At 46.4% G+C, this 17334-nt stretch carries 13 protein-coding genes; 9 read left to right on the top strand and 4 right to left on the bottom strand.

What is annotated here, in order from left to right; genetic code table 11:
- Window positions 1-2 precede the first annotated feature (2 nt).
- The 3 genes from EL111_RS01095 (at window position 3) to EL111_RS01085 (ending at window position 4428) form a co-directional block, all read left to right on the top strand.
- Window positions 3-2630: a restriction endonuclease gene (locus tag EL111_RS01095; protein WP_123795197.1), complete on the top strand. Its 2628-nt coding sequence runs from the start codon at window positions 3-5 to the stop codon at window positions 2628-2630.
- A gap of 329 nt (window positions 2631-2959) precedes the next feature.
- Entirely contained in the window at window positions 2960-3994 is a 1035-nt protein-coding gene (locus EL111_RS01090) for an IS1595 family transposase (protein ID WP_100296701.1), read from the top strand.
- A complete protein-coding gene (locus EL111_RS01085) occupies window positions 3994-4428 on the top strand; it encodes a DNA repair protein (protein ID WP_100296700.1) in 435 nt (144 codons plus the stop codon). The genes EL111_RS01090 and EL111_RS01085 overlap by 1 nt, the downstream gene beginning before the upstream one ends.
- On the opposite strand, the gene EL111_RS01080 is transcribed toward EL111_RS01085, so the two are convergent.
- Window positions 4429-4842 carry a transcriptional regulator gene (locus EL111_RS01080; RefSeq protein WP_100296699.1) on the bottom strand — a complete coding sequence of 138 codons (414 nt, stop codon included), beginning with the start codon at window positions 4840-4842 and terminating at the stop codon, window positions 4429-4431.
- A gap of 143 nt (window positions 4843-4985) precedes the next feature.
- On the opposite strand from EL111_RS01080, the gene EL111_RS10760 reads away from it, so the two are divergent.
- The 5 genes from EL111_RS10760 to metG all read left to right on the top strand — a co-directional run bounded on the left by EL111_RS10760 (window position 4986) and on the right by metG (window position 13828).
- The gene (locus EL111_RS10760) at window positions 4986-5120 is read left to right on the top strand and encodes a hypothetical protein (RefSeq protein ID WP_269471078.1); all 135 of its coding nucleotides are present in this window, start codon (window positions 4986-4988) and stop codon (window positions 5118-5120) included.
- A gap of 41 nt (window positions 5121-5161) precedes the next feature.
- Window positions 5162-6586, top strand: coding sequence for a site-specific DNA-methyltransferase (locus tag EL111_RS01075; protein ID WP_197717761.1), 1425 nt, complete (start codon window positions 5162-5164; stop codon window positions 6584-6586).
- 10 nt (window positions 6587-6596) lie between these two features.
- Window positions 6597-9233, top strand: a complete 2637-nt coding sequence (locus EL111_RS01070) for a DEAD/DEAH box helicase (RefSeq protein WP_197717760.1) — start codon at window positions 6597-6599, stop codon at window positions 9231-9233.
- A 106-nt stretch (window positions 9234-9339) separates the two neighbouring features.
- Entirely contained in the window at window positions 9340-11652 is a 2313-nt protein-coding gene (gene recQ / locus EL111_RS01065; RefSeq protein WP_123795194.1) for a DNA helicase RecQ, read from the top strand.
- 112 nt (window positions 11653-11764) lie between these two features.
- A complete protein-coding gene (gene metG, locus EL111_RS01060; RefSeq protein ID WP_123795193.1) occupies window positions 11765-13828 on the top strand; it encodes a methionine--tRNA ligase in 2064 nt (687 codons plus the stop codon).
- A gap of 327 nt (window positions 13829-14155) precedes the next feature.
- On the opposite strand, the gene EL111_RS01055 is transcribed toward metG, so the two are convergent.
- The 3 genes from EL111_RS01055 to EL111_RS01045 all read right to left on the bottom strand — a co-directional run bounded on the left by EL111_RS01055 (window position 14156) and on the right by EL111_RS01045 (window position 16277).
- On the bottom strand, window positions 14156-14713 hold the full coding sequence (locus EL111_RS01055; RefSeq protein ID WP_123795192.1) for a sugar O-acetyltransferase: 558 nt from the start codon (window positions 14711-14713) through the stop codon (window positions 14156-14158).
- Window position 14714: 1 nt separating this feature from the next.
- A complete protein-coding gene (locus EL111_RS01050) occupies window positions 14715-15056 on the bottom strand; it encodes a cyclophilin-like fold protein (protein ID WP_123795191.1) in 342 nt (113 codons plus the stop codon).
- A gap of 111 nt (window positions 15057-15167) precedes the next feature.
- A complete protein-coding gene (locus EL111_RS01045; RefSeq protein ID WP_231998390.1) occupies window positions 15168-16277 on the bottom strand; it encodes an alpha/beta hydrolase in 1110 nt (369 codons plus the stop codon).
- A 117-nt stretch (window positions 16278-16394) separates the two neighbouring features.
- Between EL111_RS01045 and EL111_RS01040 the strand changes: the two genes are divergently transcribed.
- A complete protein-coding gene (locus EL111_RS01040; RefSeq protein ID WP_123795190.1) occupies window positions 16395-17315 on the top strand; it encodes a LysR family transcriptional regulator in 921 nt (306 codons plus the stop codon).
- Window positions 17316-17334 lie beyond the last annotated feature (19 nt).

The following is a 17334-nucleotide window of genomic DNA, read 5'->3' as shown; positions in this document are numbered from 1 at the left end:
TTATGCAATTAAAATTCGAAGAACTCGTCCACCAACAACAAGCCATTGAAGCGGTGGTTACCTTATTTAAAGGTGAATTAAACAAAACCACTGCATTTGCTCTTAATACCGTGGGCAATCAGCCGATTATGGCAAATCAGTTGGCTTTACCCTTTGAAGAAATTGAGAAAAATTTAAATGCGGTGCAGGAAAAATTCCATCAAAAATTAACCGTACTTTCCGATCACGGCTTGCATTTTTCTGTTGAAATGGAAACGGGCACGGGCAAAACTTATGTCTATTTACGCACCATTTTTGAGCTAAATAAACAATACGGTTGGCAAAAATTTGTGATCGTGGTGCCAAGTGTCGCCATTCGTGAAGGGGTGCAACAAACTGTACGAGCCACCGCAGAACATTTTGACAATTTATTTGATAAACCGACCATCAATACCACTGTGTACCGTAGCGACAGGCTAAATGCTTTACGCGGTTTTGCTACCAATAACCATATTGAAATCTTGATTATGAACATTGATAGCTTTAAAAAAGATGATAATGTGATTAACCGTATCAACGAAAGTGGTGAAGCACCAATTTTGCAAATTAGTCAAACTCAGCCGATTGTCATTATTGATGAACCACAAAATATGGAAACGGAATTGAGTAAGCAAGCAATTGAAGCACTTAATCCTTTATTTGTATTACGTTATTCCGCTACGCATAAAAATCCATATCACAAAATTTATAGTCTTAATCCACTTGAAGCTTATAACCAAAAATTGGTAAAACAAATCGAAGTAGAACCCGTGCTAGCAGAAAACGATGTGAACGGTGCTTATATCGTGCTAAAAGAACCTATTGTTGGTAAAGGAAAACTCAAAGCTAAAATTGAAATTCACATTCAAACTGATAAAGAAACCAAGAAAAAACCAGTTACCATACAAGCTGGTGATGATCTCTATGAAAAATCAGGTAAAAACGAGAGTTATCGACACGGTTTTATTATCAATGAGTTAAGTGCCGATCCGTTTGAGATTCGCTTATCTAACGGGCAAATTCTCACACAAAGTGAAGATGATGACTTATTGCGTGATGAAATTATGAAAAAGCAAATGGAATGTACCATTAAAGAGCATTTAGCCAAAGAAAAACGTCTGAATAGCAAAGGCATTAAAGTGCTTTCTCTGTTTTTTATTGATAAGGTGGCGAATTACCGTGATAACGGCAAATTTTACCGCTGGTTTAATGAAATCTATGAGCGTGAAACAGGAATGAGTGCAAACGGGGTACACGATGGCTATTTTTCCCAAGATAAAGGTAAGGAGAAAGATACTACGGGTTGCACAAAAGCAGACGAAGATACTTATAATTTAATTATGCGAGATAAAGAAAAACTACTTTCTTTTGATTCGCCGTTGCGTTTTATTTTTTCTCACTCCGCTTTAAAAGAAGGCTGGGATAACCCAAATGTATTTCAAATTTGTACACTAAATGAAACCCGTTCGCCAATTAAAAAACGCCAAGAAATTGGGCGTGGCTTGCGTTTGGCGGTAAACCAACAAGGCGAACGCATTTATGATGAAAGTGTAAATATCCTCACAGTGATTCCTAATGAAAGCTACCAAAGTTTTGCGGCAAATCTTCAAAAAGAATATGAAGATGAATGCGGAATTAAATTTACCAATGGTGGCGTAAAATCAAGAGAAACTCGCTTGCAACAACGTTATCGAAAAGGCTTTACCCTTGATTCCACATTTATTGAAATTTGGCAAAAATTACAACAAAAAACACGTTATTCCGTGCGATTTGAACGAGAAAAACTGATTGAAAGTGCGATAAAATTGATGAGAGAAATGCCCACTATTCAACGGGTTCAACTGAATGTGCAAAAGGCAAAATTACGTCAATCTGAACAAGGTATTTGGGGTGAAGAAACCAATTCTCGCTATGCAGAAATTGATACTCATTGGGAAATCCCTGATGTATTGCAAGCTATTCAGCGTAAAACCCAATTAACTCGCCAAACTATTTGTGAAATTTTGCAAAAATCCGACCGCTTGCACGAGCTTGCTAATAATCCGCAACGCTTTATTGATATGGTGAGTGAAAAAATTTTACAAGCCTTAAATGGCTTAATGATTGATGGTATTGAGTATTCACAAGTTGATCCACAAAAAAATGGCTATGAACAGACTTTAATTCAATGGAAAGAATTGGAAAAAAACGGCTTGGAAATCTTTTTCAATGAACACACCTTTGAAGTCAATCAAAGTGATAAAGAAAAACAACACAAAACTATTTTCGCTAATTATATTTCACTAGATTCATACACTGAAAAACAGTTTGCCCAAGAATGCGAAAACAATGAGGATGTGCGAATGTATTTCAAATTGCCTAACTGGTTTAAAATTCCTACCCCAATTGGTAATTACAACCCTGACTGGGCTGTGGTAATGAATAACCGTTCAAAAGTTTATTTTGTAGCGGAAACCAAAAATACAGGCAAAGGCATTCAATCAGGAATTGATGAAAGTTCTCTCAGTTTAAGTGAACGTCAAAAAATTCAATGTGCTAAAAAACATTTTTCCTTAAATATTTTTGATGGCGTAAAATATCAGGTTATAGAAAAATTATCTGAGATTAGATAGAAACTAATAGTAAGATTCTATCTTAGTTATTATTTATCCGTAAATATCTTATCTACTTCGATAGGTGTGGGGGTACGTATTGCTTTAAATATAAGATAAAGACGAAGTGTAGCCCCTTTAACTAAAGATGAATTAGAAACACTTAGTTAATATTTGATCTTAATTCACTTTAGTGTTTGAAATAAAAATAAAGTAAAATACCTTTACCTGTATAAATGGGTAAAGGTATTTTTATTCGGTTAAGATTAGATTTAGGTTTTATGCAACTGCTACATAAACCCGCAATTTTTCAGCAAGTAAAGCCTTTTAATATAACTTAGATAATTGCAATGGCTCAACACTTCCTTTTAACCAGCAAAGCTCGAACGCTTTCACCCATCCAGATAGCTCGTCTATCTGATGGCGAAGCGTTTTCGATGCTTTGCGGTATCCGCTGGGGAAGTGAAAAGAACGTCGTGTGTCCAAAATGCGGTGTGCAACATCAAGCCTACTTTATCTCTACTCGCAAGCAGTGGCGATGCAAACATTGCAGACACACGTTTAGCATTACGTCAGGGACAATTTTTGCAAACCATAAGTTGCCAATTCAAACCTATTTATTCGCTATTGCCTTATTTGTCAATGCAGTTAAGGGAATTTCAGCCTGTCAGCTCTCTCGAGATTTAAACGTGCAGTACAAAACCGCTTTTACCTTATCACATAAAATCCGAGAAAGCCTGATTGTACAACGTGAACTTTTCCCATTATCAGGCGAAATCCATATTGATGGTACTTACGTGCATTCCGCTCCACGTCCAAAGAATAAGAAAGCAGACCGAGTAGATAGACGCTTAAAAGAAAATGCCAATCCCAATAAACGTGGCGTACTGGTTATGCGTGAACGTTACACTGAACAGGACACTTTGTCTAATCCGCAACTAGTCGGTGCAAAGAGAACCATCACGTTTCCTATTTTGTCAGAAAACACGGAATCCGTGAAGAAATTGGCTACTGCATATATTGAGCCAAACAGCCGTATTCATACCGATGAAAACAGTGCTTATGATGAATTGATAGTGGATTACGACTTACAACGTGTGAACCATCAAAAAGAATATCGTAGTGATGAAGGGATTACCAATAACCTTGCCGAAAGTTACTTTGCACGTTTCAAACGTATGTATTACGGACAAGTTCATAAAATGAGTAATATCTACCTTGATAACTACGCAAACGAAATAGCCTATCGTGAAGATACTCGCAAACTGGATAATTTAACCATTTTCAATGATGTGACCAGTAAATGCCTCAGCACATCATCAGATAATGCTTGGAAAGGCTACTGGCAAGGCAACCATAGGCAAGTAGAAAGACTGGTAATGTAATGGCAAAGAAAATCTATTTAAGTCAAATTCAAGCAAAAATTGACCGCTTGCAACGTGAACGTAAGCAAGTGCTAGAACATCTTGCTTTGGTGGAGAGTAAGCTTGATAAACTACAAGCAGCCATTGAGGTTATGCAAGAAGAAGCCCTAACTGATGAATACAATACGGAGCTTTATACCTACCGCACTTATCAGCATCGTTTCAAGGGAAAACTACGCCAAATGGTGCTTGCTGAAATGAAAGTAAAACCAAATCATTACTTTACTGTTAATGAATTAACGGAACTTGTCCTTATTCGAGATAAACAAGACCCCATCATTCAACCGCAACATACTGTTTCAGTGCGTGGTGCATTGAAGCATTGGCTTAATAAAGGCGTAGTAGAACGAGTAGCATTAAAAGCAAATGATGTGCGGTGGAGATTGAAAATATAACTACATTGCCTTCAAACGCCAATAACACGTTTTCCCTTCTACCTTTTTCTCAACCAATGAATGTTTAACAAGATGGTTTAGTGTGCTATGCATTGTTTGCAAGTGTAAGCGTGGCACACCATTATCAATAGGCTGGTTATCTAATTTCAATGCTTGAAGGGTAATTTCATTTGTATGAAACCATTTTTCAGGTTGCTTTTTAAGGATATGCGCCACTAATTGGCATGGAGACGACTGAAAGCGTACATTGCGAGATTTCTTGCTTAATAAAAAATCTGAATCTCTTGCGTGATTTAGCGCAGTTCGATAGTCTAAAATTTTCTGATTTAACCCCTTTATCTTAGCTTCAAATTCAGCCCTTTCTTGTTCTGCAAGGGAAATTTCTTCAATCAATAACTTTTCTAACGCATTCATTTTTTCTTACCTTTAAATTACAATGAGATAAGAAAAATGTAGCAAAAACACTTAGTTAAATCTTTGTGCAACTGCTACATAATACCGGCAAATTTGCTAAAATAGCACGCTAATTTTATTACACTTTTCATCGGGGTACGCTTATGCAACTCACTTGGCACGGCAAAGAAGATGCCGTTAAAGCCGCAAGCAAAACGCCTTACCGCCTGCTGCGCGAAAATCAGGCGTTTTCTTATGGTATTCAAACACTTACCCCCCCCCCCCGCAAATTTCGGTAAATCAAGCACTTACCGATAATCTGATTATTCAGGGCGACAATTTGGCCGCGCTGAAATCTTTGCTGCCGTTTTATGCCGGCAGTGTCAAATGTATTTTTATCGACCCGCCCTACAACACGGGCAGTGCATTTTCCCATTACGACGACAATTTGGAACACAGCCTGTGGCTGAATATGATGTATCCGCGTTTGGAACTTTTGCGTGATTTGCTGGCGGAAGACGGCAGTATTTGGATTACGCTGGACGACAACGAAAGCCATTATTGCAAAGTGATGTGCGATGAGATTTTTGGGCGGAAAAACTTTGTGGCAAATTTAATTTGGCAAAAGAAAACTGCACCACAGGGACACGCAACTTGGCTTTCTGATAACCATGACCACATTCTTTGTTACGCAAAAAATAAGGAAAAATGGACAGCCAATCCATTGGAACGAACAGAAAAACAGAATGCCAAATACAATCGCACCGATGACCCACGAGGTTTATACACGCCTGATAATTTCACGATTAGTTTAACTGGCGGACAACGTGGTGCTCAATTTGCCAAAACTGGTGTTAGCGACAATATCTATCCAATTACAACACCAACAGGAAAAATTGTCATGCCACCAAAAGGCAGATGTTGGTTGGTGCGAGAAGAAAAATATTTTGAAATGCTCAAAGACAATTTAATTGTTTTTGGAAAAAATGGCGATGGCGTTCCAATGGTTAAACGTTTCTTGCACCAAGTTAAACAAGGAATTGTTCCTTTAACCGTCTTATTACAAGATGAAGTCGGCGGAAATACAGAAGCCAAAAAAGAAGTTCGTGAATTTAACAATCAAGAAATCTTTGCTACCCCCAAACCCGAACGCCTAATCCAACGCATTTTACAAATCGCCACCAACGAGGGCGATTTAATCCTGGACAGCTTTTTGGGCAGCGGCACAACCGCCGCCGTTGCCCACAAAATGAACCGCCGTTATATCGGCATTGAAATCGGCGAACACGCCAAAACCCATGTTGTGCCGCGCTTAAAAAAAGTGATTGACGGCGAACAGGGCGGCGTTTCGGGCAGTGCCAACTGGCAAGGCGGCGGCGCGTTTCGGTTTTGCGAGTTGGGTGAAGTAGTATTTGACGAATACGGCGCGATCCATCCGTCTATCGGGTTTGATGCGTTGGCGGCGCATATTTGGTATTTAACCCATCGTGTGCCGTTTGCAAGGCCGTCTGCAAAATCGCCCCTGCTCGGCGTGATGAACGACACGGCTTATTATCTGTTGTATAACGGTATTTTGGGCGACAAACGTCCTGACGGCGGCAATGTTTTGACCCGCAAAATTTTATGGGAGTTGCCACAGATTAAGGAGTTTTTAGCACAGGGTTTGGATATTGTCGTTTACGGCGAAGCGACTTCGATTGAGAAATATTTGGCAAACCATAATATTGTTTTTAAAAGAATTCCTTATGATGTGATGGATAAATAAGGGGAAAATCATGCAGTTAAAAACATACCAACAAGATGCTCTGGAAAGTGTCGGCCGTTATTTTTCAGGCTGCCTGAAAAAAGATGTGGCGGCGGCGTTTGCCGATGAACAGCCTTTTGCCTATAAAGTGCCGAGCGAACACGAAGCCTTGCGCGATATTCCTTATGTGTGCGTGCGCATTCCCACAGGCGGCGGTAAAACACTCCTTGCTTCGCACAGTATCGAGCGGGTGGCAAAGGCGTATTTGAGTTGTGATTTTCCTGTGGCGTTGTGGCTGGTGCCGGGCAAAACGATTAAAAGCCAAACTGCCGAAGCCTTGAAAAACCCCAAACACCCTTACCGCATGGCGTTGGATAAGGTGTTTAACCGTCAAGTGATGGTGATTGAAACCGAAGAATTTACCCTGTTGCGCCCGCAGGATTTTGGCAATAAGGCGGTTATCGTGGTGTCTACTTTGCAAAATTTCCGTGTGGAAAAAGAAGACGGCCGCAAAATTTATGCGTTTAACGAGCATTTAGCCCCGCATTTTGCACGTTTGCCGTCTGATGTTTTGGCGACTTTGGAGACAGTCAAACCAACCGATTTGCAAGAACACGGTTTGCAGGCAAAACAGCTTGGCAAAACCAAACATTCGTTTGCCAATCTGCTCAAAGCCTACCGCCCTTTTGTGATTGTAGATGAAGCGCATAATGCCCGCACGCCATTGACGTTTGATGTGCTTGCCAATTTGTTGCCGTCTGCGATTTTGGAATTTACCGCCACGCCCAATGTTGATGCGCGTTGCGGCAGTAATGTGCTGTATCACGTTGGCGCAAATGTGCTCAAAAAAGAAGAGATGATCAAACTGCCGATTATCTTAACCGAACACGAAACTTGGCAACAGGCGGTGGACGGGGCGTATTTGCGGCGCAGCGAGTTGGCACAAAAAGCCCAACACGAAAGCGATTATGTACGTCCGATTGTACTGTTTCAGGCAGAGGCCAAAAACGGCGCGGTAACGGTTGAGGTGTTAAAGCGGTATCTGCTGGAAGAATTGAAAATTGACGAGCGTGAAATCGCCGTGGTTACAGGGTCGCAACGCGAGCTGGATAAGGTGGATTTGTATGACAAAAACTGCCCGATTCTCTACATCATCACGGTGGAGGCCTTAAAAGAAGGTTGGGATTGTCCGTTTGCCTATGTATTTTGTTCGGTGCAAAACGTGTCGTCTAGCAAAGAAGCCGAGCAGCTTTTGGGGCGTGTGTTGCGTATGCCGTATGCCAAACGCCGAAAAATGGAAGATTTAAACCGCGCTTATGCGCATTTGTCGTCCAAAAGTTTTGGCGAAACGGCGAAGAATCTGCAAGACAAACTCATCGGCATGGGCTTTGAAACGCTGGAAGTGGCGGATATGCTGCGCATGGGGCAGACAGGGCAAGATAATTTGTTTGATGAACATGAATTGCCGGTTTTTCAGACGGCATATGTGCCTACCGTGTTGGAATTGGACAGGCTGCCTGAAAACCTAACATCAGACGAACAATCCCAACTGATTGCCACCGAACAAGACGGCAGATTTTTGGTGCAAGTATCGGGCAATCTTTCAGATAATTTGCAATCCGCAATTTTAAAAACAGCAACAGGTAAAAAACAAACGCTGTTAAAACAACAAATTGCCATTCATCAAGCCAAAATCGCCAAAAGCGCTTCCCCTGCCGAACAAGGCAGAATCTTTGCCGCCATTCCGCAATTATGCGTAAATATTCAGGGCGAGTTGATGTTGGCAGACCCTGATATTTTACTGGATTATCGCGGCTGGCATCTTTTGGATTATCCTGCCCGACTGGAAAAATTCCGCGTGCAAACAGGCAGCGACAGTTTCGCCGTAGATATTGACGGCGACAAACTCACGCAGCGTTTTTACGGACAGCAATTACATTTGACCGATGATTGGCTGGATTTGAGCCAAAACGATTTTATCCGTTGGCTGGATAATCACGTCCGCGTATCTGATATACCGCAAGCGGTCATGTTGGCGTTTTTACAGCGTTTGACAGATGATTTGCTTGCCAAGCCCAATGTGTCGCTTGCCGATTTGTTGCAACAAAAATTTGCCTTGGCACGGGATATTCAGGCGTTGATTCAAGGCTATCGGCAAAAAGCAGTGGCAGATTGCTATCAGCAAAGTTTGTTTGGCGGCAATGATGTACAAGCCTGCTTGGATGCGCAACATCAATTTTGTTTTGATTTGAAGCATTACGCGCCCCAACCGCCGTTTTATTCAGGTAACTATCGTTTCAACAAAAGCTATTTTGCCCAAATTGAAGATTTAAAAAGCAGCGGCGAAGAACTCGATTGCGCCAAAGTCATTGACAGCCTGCCACAAGTGAAACATTGGGTGCGCAATCCTGTGAAACGCGGTTTTGGACTGCCGCTGGCCAAAGACAATTTCTACCCCGACTTTATCGCCGAATTGACAGACGGACGGATTTTGGTGGTGGAATACAAGGGCGAACCCTACAAAACCAATGACGACAGCAAGGAAAAATGCTTAATCGCCGAGCGATGGGCGAAATTAAGCGGTGGCCAATGCCTGTTTATCATGGCGGTCAAACAAGATGAACAAGGGCGTGACGTTCGGGAGCAGTTGCTGGATACTGTTGCATAAATCATGCCGTCTGCAAAATCCGATACCGTTTTTGCAGACGGCTTTTTTGTGCGTTTTCCCGTTAAAACCGTTAAAATAACGCTTTCCCTTTTCCCATCACACCGCCATGCCTCCGACCACAGCCCGACAAGTCCTGCACGATGTATTCGGCTACCCCGAATTCCGCGGCAACCAAGAGGCTGTGGTAGAAACGCTGGCTGCCGGCCGAAGCCTGACGGTTTTGATGCCTACCGGCGGCGGCAAATCATTGTGTTACCAAATTCCCGCACTGATGCGCCAAGGCGTTGCGGTAGTGGTGTCGCCGCTGATTGCCCTGATGAACGACCAAGTGGCCAACCTGCACGCGGCGGGCGTGGCTGCCGCAGCGGTACACAGCGGTACCGGAGCCGAAGAAGCACGGCGTATTGCCGATGACATCCATGCAGGCCGTCTGAAATTACTCTATGTCGCACCGGAGCGTTTGGTGAGCGAGCGTTTTTTGCGTTTCCTCGACCAACAAAACATCAGCCTGTTTGCCATCGACGAAGCCCACTGCGTAAGCCAATGGGGGCATGATTTCCGCCCCGAATACCAACAACTCGGCATACTGGCAGAACGCTATCCCGCCGTACCGCGCATCGCGCTTACCGCCACCGCAGACGCCGCCACACGGGCCGACATCAAGCATTACCTGCATTTGGACGATTCGCCCGAATACATCGCCAGCTTCGACCGTCCCAACATCTATTACCAAGTCATCGAAAAAAACAACGGCAAAAAGCAGCTTTTGGATTTCATTCAAAAACAAATGAACGGGCAAAGCGGCATTGTGTATTGCCTCAGCCGTAAAAAAGTTGAAGATGTGGCCGCCTTTTTATGCGAACACGGTTTGGACGCGATTCCCTACCATGCAGGCTTGAGCATGGAAATGCGCGCAGCCAACCAGCACCGCTTTACCCGGGAAGACAACATCATCGTCGTAGCAACCGTAGCCTTCGGCATGGGCATAGACAAGCCCGACGTACGCTTTGTCGCCCATCTCGACATGCCGCAAAGCATCGAACATTTTTATCAGGAGAGCGGACGGGCGGGGCGCGACGGCCTGCCTGCCGCCAGCTGGCTGTGTTACGGCCTGAACGATTGGGTTTTACTGCGCGAGCGCATTGCCGAAGGCCAAAGCGACGACATACAAAAACAAATCGAAATGCAGAAGCTGGATGCCATGCTGTCGGTGTGCGAAACTGCCGAATGCCGCCGCGTACTGCTGCTGAGGCATTTCGGCGAAGCATCGCAGCCCTGCGGCCATTGCGACAACTGCCTGCATCCGCCCGTGCGTTTTGACGGCACAGTATTGGCGCAGAAATTATTGAGCTGCATATACCGAGTCGGCCAGCGTTTTGCCGCCGGTTACGTTACCGCCGTATTGCGCGGCAAAAGCGACGACTGGATACAGCGCAACCGTCACGACCGGCTTTCCACCTTCGGCATCGGCAACAGCCTCACCGACAAAGAATGGCGCAGCGTCATCCGCCAGTGCATCAGCTTGGGCTATTTGACCGTCAACCCACAGCAGCATCAGGCCCTGCAACTGACCGAATCCGCCCGCAGCGTCCTCAAAGGCGAAACCGAAGTATGGCTGCGCCCGCTCAAGCGCGAAAAAACCGCCACGCAAAAACCGAAAGAAGAATGGCTGCGTACCGAACGTGAAGAGCGCGTATGGCAGGCATTGCGCGGCTGGCGCATGGAAAAAGCCCGTGCCGAAGAAGTGCCGGCATACGTTGTCTGCGGCGACAAAACCCTGCGCGATATGGTCGAAAAAATGCCGCAAAACCTGCAAGAACTGCATGAAATCTACGGCTTGGGCGAAGCCAAAATCCAAAAATACGGTCAAGACCTGCTGGCCATATGCCTGAACGCCGCCGACAGCGGCAACAGGCCGTCTGCAAATCCAAGTCCGTTTGCAGACGGCCTGACCGGCGAACGCAATCAAGCCATGTGGCAGGCGCTCACCGCATGGCGCACCAAACAAGCCCAAACCGAAGGCGTGGCCGAGGGCAAAATCTGCACCGACGACAGCCTGACCGACCTTATCCGCCTTACCCCCGAAACCGACCTCGATTTACAAGGCATCTACGGCTTGGGCGAAGTGCGTATCGGCAAATACGCCACCGACCTCCTTTCCGTATGCTACCCCTTTGCCGACAGTCTGGACGAACAAGCCGCCGCCACGCGCAAACTCATGCGCCGCCTGCTCGAATGGTGCGGCAGAACCGCACGCCGCGCCGACATACCCGAGCATCAAGTGTTCAGCAAAATCACCCTGCGCGCCATCGCCGCCAAGCAGCCGCAAAGTTTGGCAGAGTTGGCGGAAATCCACGGCATGAGTGAAGAAAAACTGGCCGCATACGGAGAGGACCTGCTGGCAGAATTACAAGAATAAGCACCACCCTGCCCAACTGCTGTTTTGCAGACGGCATTGTCCCCGCCGCCCCACCCCTCCCGTTAATTTACGGTATAATTTCCCTTTTATCCGACTGTCCGAAATACAAACCATGACACGCAAAATCCTCGTCACCTCCGCGCTGCCCTATGCCAACGGCAGCATCCACTTAGGCCACATGGTCGAACATATCCAAACCGACATCTGGGTGCGTTTCCAAAAGCTGCGCGGCCACGAATGCTACTACTGCTGTGCCGACGACACCCACGGCACGCCCGTGATGCTGGCGGCGCAAAAACAGGGCGTGAAACCCGAAGACATGATTGCCCGCGTACGCGAAGAACATCTGGCGGATTTCAGCGGCTTTCTCATCGGTTACGACAACTATTACTCTACCCACTCGCCGGAAAACCAAACCCATTCCGAGCGCATCTACCGCGCCTTGAAAGCCAACGGCAAAATCGAAAGCCGCGTCATCGAGCAGCTTTACGACCCTGAAAAAAATATGTTCCTGCCCGACCGCTTCGTCAAAGGCGAATGTCCGAAATGCCATGCGGCCGACCAATACGGCGACAACTGCGAAGTGTGCGGCACCACCTATTCCCCCACCGAGCTGATCAAGCCTTATTCCGCCGTATCTGGTGCTGTGCCGGTGTTGAAAGAATCCGAACACTTCTTTTTCAAATTGGGCGAATGCGCCGACTTCTTGAAAGAATGGACGGCCGGCACCAATCCGCACGACGGCAAACCGCACCTGCAGCCCGAAGCACTCAACAAAATGAAAGAATGGCTGCACCCCGACGAAAACGGCGAAGGCGGCCTCTCCGATTGGGACATTTCCCGCGACGCGCCTTATTTCGGCTTCGAAATTCCCGATGCGCCGGGCAAATATTTCTATGTCTGGCTGGATGCGCCGGTGGGCTACATGGCCTCGTTCCAAAACCTGTGCGACCGCATCGGTATTGATTTCAACGAATTTTTCCAAGCGGGCAGCGACACCGAGATGTACCACTTCATCGGTAAAGACATCCTCTATTTCCACGCCCTGTTCTGGCCCGCCATGCTGCATTTTTCCGGCCACCGCGCGCCCAGCGGCGTATTCGCACACGGCTTCCTCACGGTGGACGGCCAAAAAATGTCCAAATCGCGCGGCACGTTTATCACCGCCAAATCCTATCTGGATCAGAAACTCAATCCCGAATGGATGCGCTACTACATCGCCGCCAAGCTCAACAGCAAAATCGAAGACATCGATTTGAACCTGAACGACTTTATTTCCCGCGTCAACAGCGACCTTGTCGGCAAATACGTCAACATCGCCGCCCGTGCCGCCGGTTTTATCGCCAAACGCTTTGAAGGCCGTCTGCAAGACGTGTCCGGCAGCGCATTGCTGTCCAAACTCGCCGCCGAAAGCGAACACATCGCCGAAAGCTACGAAAACCGCGAATACGCCCGCGCCCTGCGCGACATCATGGCACTGGCCGACCTTGTCAACGAATACGTTGATGCCAACAAACCGTGGGAATTGGCCAAGCAGGAAGGACAGGAAGTCCGTCTGCACGAAGTGTGCGGCGAGCTGATCAACGCCTTCGCCATGCTTACCGCCTACCTCGCCCCCGTGTTGCCGAAAGTAGCCGAAAACGCCGCCGCCTTTCTCAACATACCGGCACTCACTTGGGCAAACACCCGCGAAACGCTGGGCGCACATACCATCAACAAATACGAACACCTCATGCAACGAGTGGAGCAAAAACAAGTGGATAACTTAATCGAAGCCAACAAACAAAGCATTCAGGCTGCCGCCGAACCCGCCGCCGAAGCAAGCCGATACGCGCCGGTAGCCGGACAGGCAAGTTTCGACGACTTCATGAAAATCGACATGCGCGTCGCCAAAGTATTGAACTGCGAAGCCGTAGAAGGCAGCACCAAGCTCTTGAAATTCGACCTTGATTTCGGCTTTGAAAAACGCATCATCTTCTCCGGCATCGCCGCTTCTTATCCGAATCCGGCAGAATTGAACGGCCGCATGGTCATCGCCGTTGCCAACTTCGCCCCGCGCAAAATGGCCAAATTCGGCGTATCCGAAGGCATGATACTCTCCGCCGCCGCCCAAGACGGCAAACTGCGCCTGCTGGACGTACACGAAGGCGCGCAACCGGGCGATAAAGTGGGCTAAGCCGTTTCCTCAAAACCAAAGGCCGTCTGTAAAATCAACACAGGATTTTACAGACGGCCTTTTATAGTCGAATAAAATAAGAATGAGACAAGGCAGCGAAGCCGCAGACAGTACACATAGTACGGCAAGGCAAAGCAACGCTGTATCATTCTTATTTTAAATGACTATATTCATGATCAAGCCGCAAAATCATCACAACAAAACAGTATGGTCAAATCACGCAGCACGGTAAGGCAGCAACGCCGTATCATTGTGTGTGCAATGACCACATCAAAAAACACAACCTGCACAGCCGGACAAGCCACAAAGCAACAGAAAACCAACTGCTTAGCGCAAATCCTCAATTTTCTTCACCACTCTCGCCGGCACACCGGCCACCACGCTGTTGGCCGGCACATCTTTGGTGACCACCGCACCTGCCGCCACCACGGAATTTTCGCCGATGGTAACACCGCCTACAATCGTGGCATTAGCCCCAATCCACGCATTTTTGCAGATCCGCACGGGCGCAAGGATAATCCCTCGGCGTGTGGCAGGATCGAGGGGGTGGTTGACGCTGGCAATCGTGACATTGGGGGCAATGAGCACGTTATCTTCGATGATGATACCGCCCACATCGCTGAAAGTCGCACCGATATTGATGAAGACGTTTTTGCCGATACGCAAATGCCTGCCGAAATCGCAATAAAACGGCAGGTTGACGACAAGGCTTTCGTCAATTTCAGATTGGGTTAATTCGCTTAAAACTTGGCGAGTTTCAACCGCACTTAATGGTTCAAATTTTAGCTTTGCCAACAGTGGCTGATTTTCAGCAACGATTTGATGAATGTCGGCAAATTCGGGGCTTTCTTTGGCAAGAAATTGGTTGAGCGGGAAATCGTGCATTTTAGTTTTTCTCGATTTTAATGGTTTTCGCTTTTTTGAGCAGGCTGATGTCGCCGTTGATTTTCCCCAAATAAATCAATCCGCTGGCGTTTGGATTGTCTGTGCCGTAAAACAACGCCATATTTCCCCACGGTGCATAGTAGGTAATATCTCCTTTTTTGCCTTGGTAACGGCTTGGGGCGTTTTTGGTGGAAAGTTTGCCGACAGAAAAGATTTTTTCTTTGCCGACATAGTCCTCTAATTCCACTTCAAGCGGTAGTTTTTTGATGAAATCTTGCGAAGTCGGGTTGTCTTCAAGGGTAGCGGAAACGACTTGATTGTCTAAGGTAATTTTCAGGTTCATTGAAGCTCCGTGGGCAACCGTGGCGAATAATAAGCCACATAACAAAATACTTTTTTTCATATGTTTTCTCAATAAAATGGCAGGAGCAGCCTTCGCCGCCCCTGCTTTGCCTTATTTCAAATTCGCTTTAAAGAACGCTTCAAATTTATCAAATGGGATTTTGTTTAAATTATCATACAAATCAACGTGATCTGCACCATTCACAATCAATAGTTCTTTATTCGGGGTGCGTAGTTGTTTGTACACATCTTCAGAATAATAGCGTGAATGGGCGTTTGTGCCTGTTACCAGCAACACAGGTTTATCGCCGAGCAAATCAGTATTTGCCATTAACGGAAACGCAAAGAAAGAATACGGCGTTGTGGCTGTCCACGCACTATTTGAGTTGATGGCGTTTTTATGATACGCCCGTCCGCGATAATAATCGTGGAAGCGTTTGAGCATTTCAGGGGCATTGGCTTCTAATGTTTTCGGCAACACTTCTGTGCCTGTTGCCACATTGCCGTTTTCATCAAAGCCAAGCTCGTGCCAGCCAAGGGCGAAATTGCCGTTTTCAGCATCTTTCCAGCGTTGTTCGCTGATGTGTTTGATGATTTTTTGCTGTTGTTCAGGCGTGTAATAGTCCTCATATCCTTTACTCATCGAACGGCTCATATCGTACATTGCCGTGGTTGCCACCGCTTTGATACGGCTATCCACGCTGGTGGCACTGATTGCCATACCGCTCAAACCACACACGCCCAACACGCCGATTTTTTCACGATTGACAAAAGCCTGCAAACCGAGAAAATCCACTGCCGCACTAAAATCTTCGGTAAACATTTCAGGGCTTGCTACATCACGCACCGCACCGCCACTTTCGCCAGTAAAAGACGGATCAAACGCCAACGTAACAAAACCACGCTCCGCTAAAGTTTGGGCGTGCAAGCCTGATGATTGCTCTTTTACAGCCCCGAATGGACCGCTCACCACAATCGCAGGCAGTTTGCCTTTGGCATTTTTCGGCATATACAAATCGCCCACCACAGTATTACCAAAGCGGTTACGGAACTGGACCTTTTGATGTTCTACCTTATCGCTTTTTGCAAAGGTTTTGTCCCATTCTTGACTGACAGTTACAGTTTGTACGTTTTTCATTGGTGTTACCTCAATATTGGCTAAAGCGGTTGTTGAAAAGGCCAAGGCTGCCGCAAGTGCGGTCATTTTTAAGATTTTTTTCATTTGTACTCCGATAAATGTAAGATGATTGAAATTGAGGCTATTGTAATGAGGAAACTGTTTCTATAAAATTTATAAAAATGAATTTTAAAATTTCTTATTTGGAAATAATAAAAGCCTATGCAAAACCGATTTGAAGCCCTAAGAGTATTCTGCTCCCTTGCAGAAACCTTGCAGTTTAAAGAAACGGCAAACCGCCTTGCGGTGTCTGCACCAGTGGTAACACGCGTGATTGCCGAACTGGAAAACTATTTGGGCGAAGCACTGTTCCAACGCAATACCAGACAAGTCAAACTCACCGATTTTGGCGGGCAATTCTTGCCCAAAGCCAAAAAACTGCTTGCCGACAGCGAAGCCTTGTTTGTGCCGAGCCGTTCGCATTTAGCCGATGAAATGGCTGGCGTGGTTCGCTTGACCATTCCTGATTTGCCTAATGAAAAAGCCGTTCTCCAAGCCCTTGGCGAGCGGCTGAAAGCCTATCCTGATTTGGTGCTGGATTTACGCAAAGACACGGTGCGTTTGAATGTGGTTGAGCATCAGATTGACTTGGGCGTACGCATCGGTACGGTGCAAGACAACCGCTTTATCGTCAAAACCGTGGGTTCGACACGCGAAAAAATCGTTGCTACGCCGGATTTTCTTGCCCAACACGGCAAGCCGAAACGCTGGCAGGATTTAGCGGATTTTCCGCTGATCGGCTGTATCGACCACAACACAGGACGGGCGGAAAACTGGTATTTCAATACCGACATTCAAATCACGCCAAGTCGCCCAATTGCTCTCACCAACGATTACCAATCGGTTTTGCCACTGGTGCAGGCAGGCTTAGGCATTGGCTTTTTGCTGGATTGGCAGTGCGAGCCGTATTTGCAAACGGGCGATCTGATCGAACTTTTCCCCAAACTTTCCCGCCCGAATTGGCAGATTTACCTCTACCGCCCGCAACGCACGGTAACGCCTGTGCGGGTAAAAGTGGTGTTTGATGTGTTGGCGGAAATATTGGACACCCGTTTGCCCAAAATCAGCCCAAGCAAACGGTAAAACAGGCTGTCTGCCCGTT

The sequence above is a fragment of the Neisseria animalis genome (assembly GCF_900636515.1).
Taxonomy (GTDB): domain Bacteria; phylum Pseudomonadota; class Gammaproteobacteria; order Burkholderiales; family Neisseriaceae; genus Neisseria; species Neisseria animalis.
Note: the sequence above shows the minus strand (reverse complement) of the source record. Positions and strands in the feature narration are given on the sequence as shown.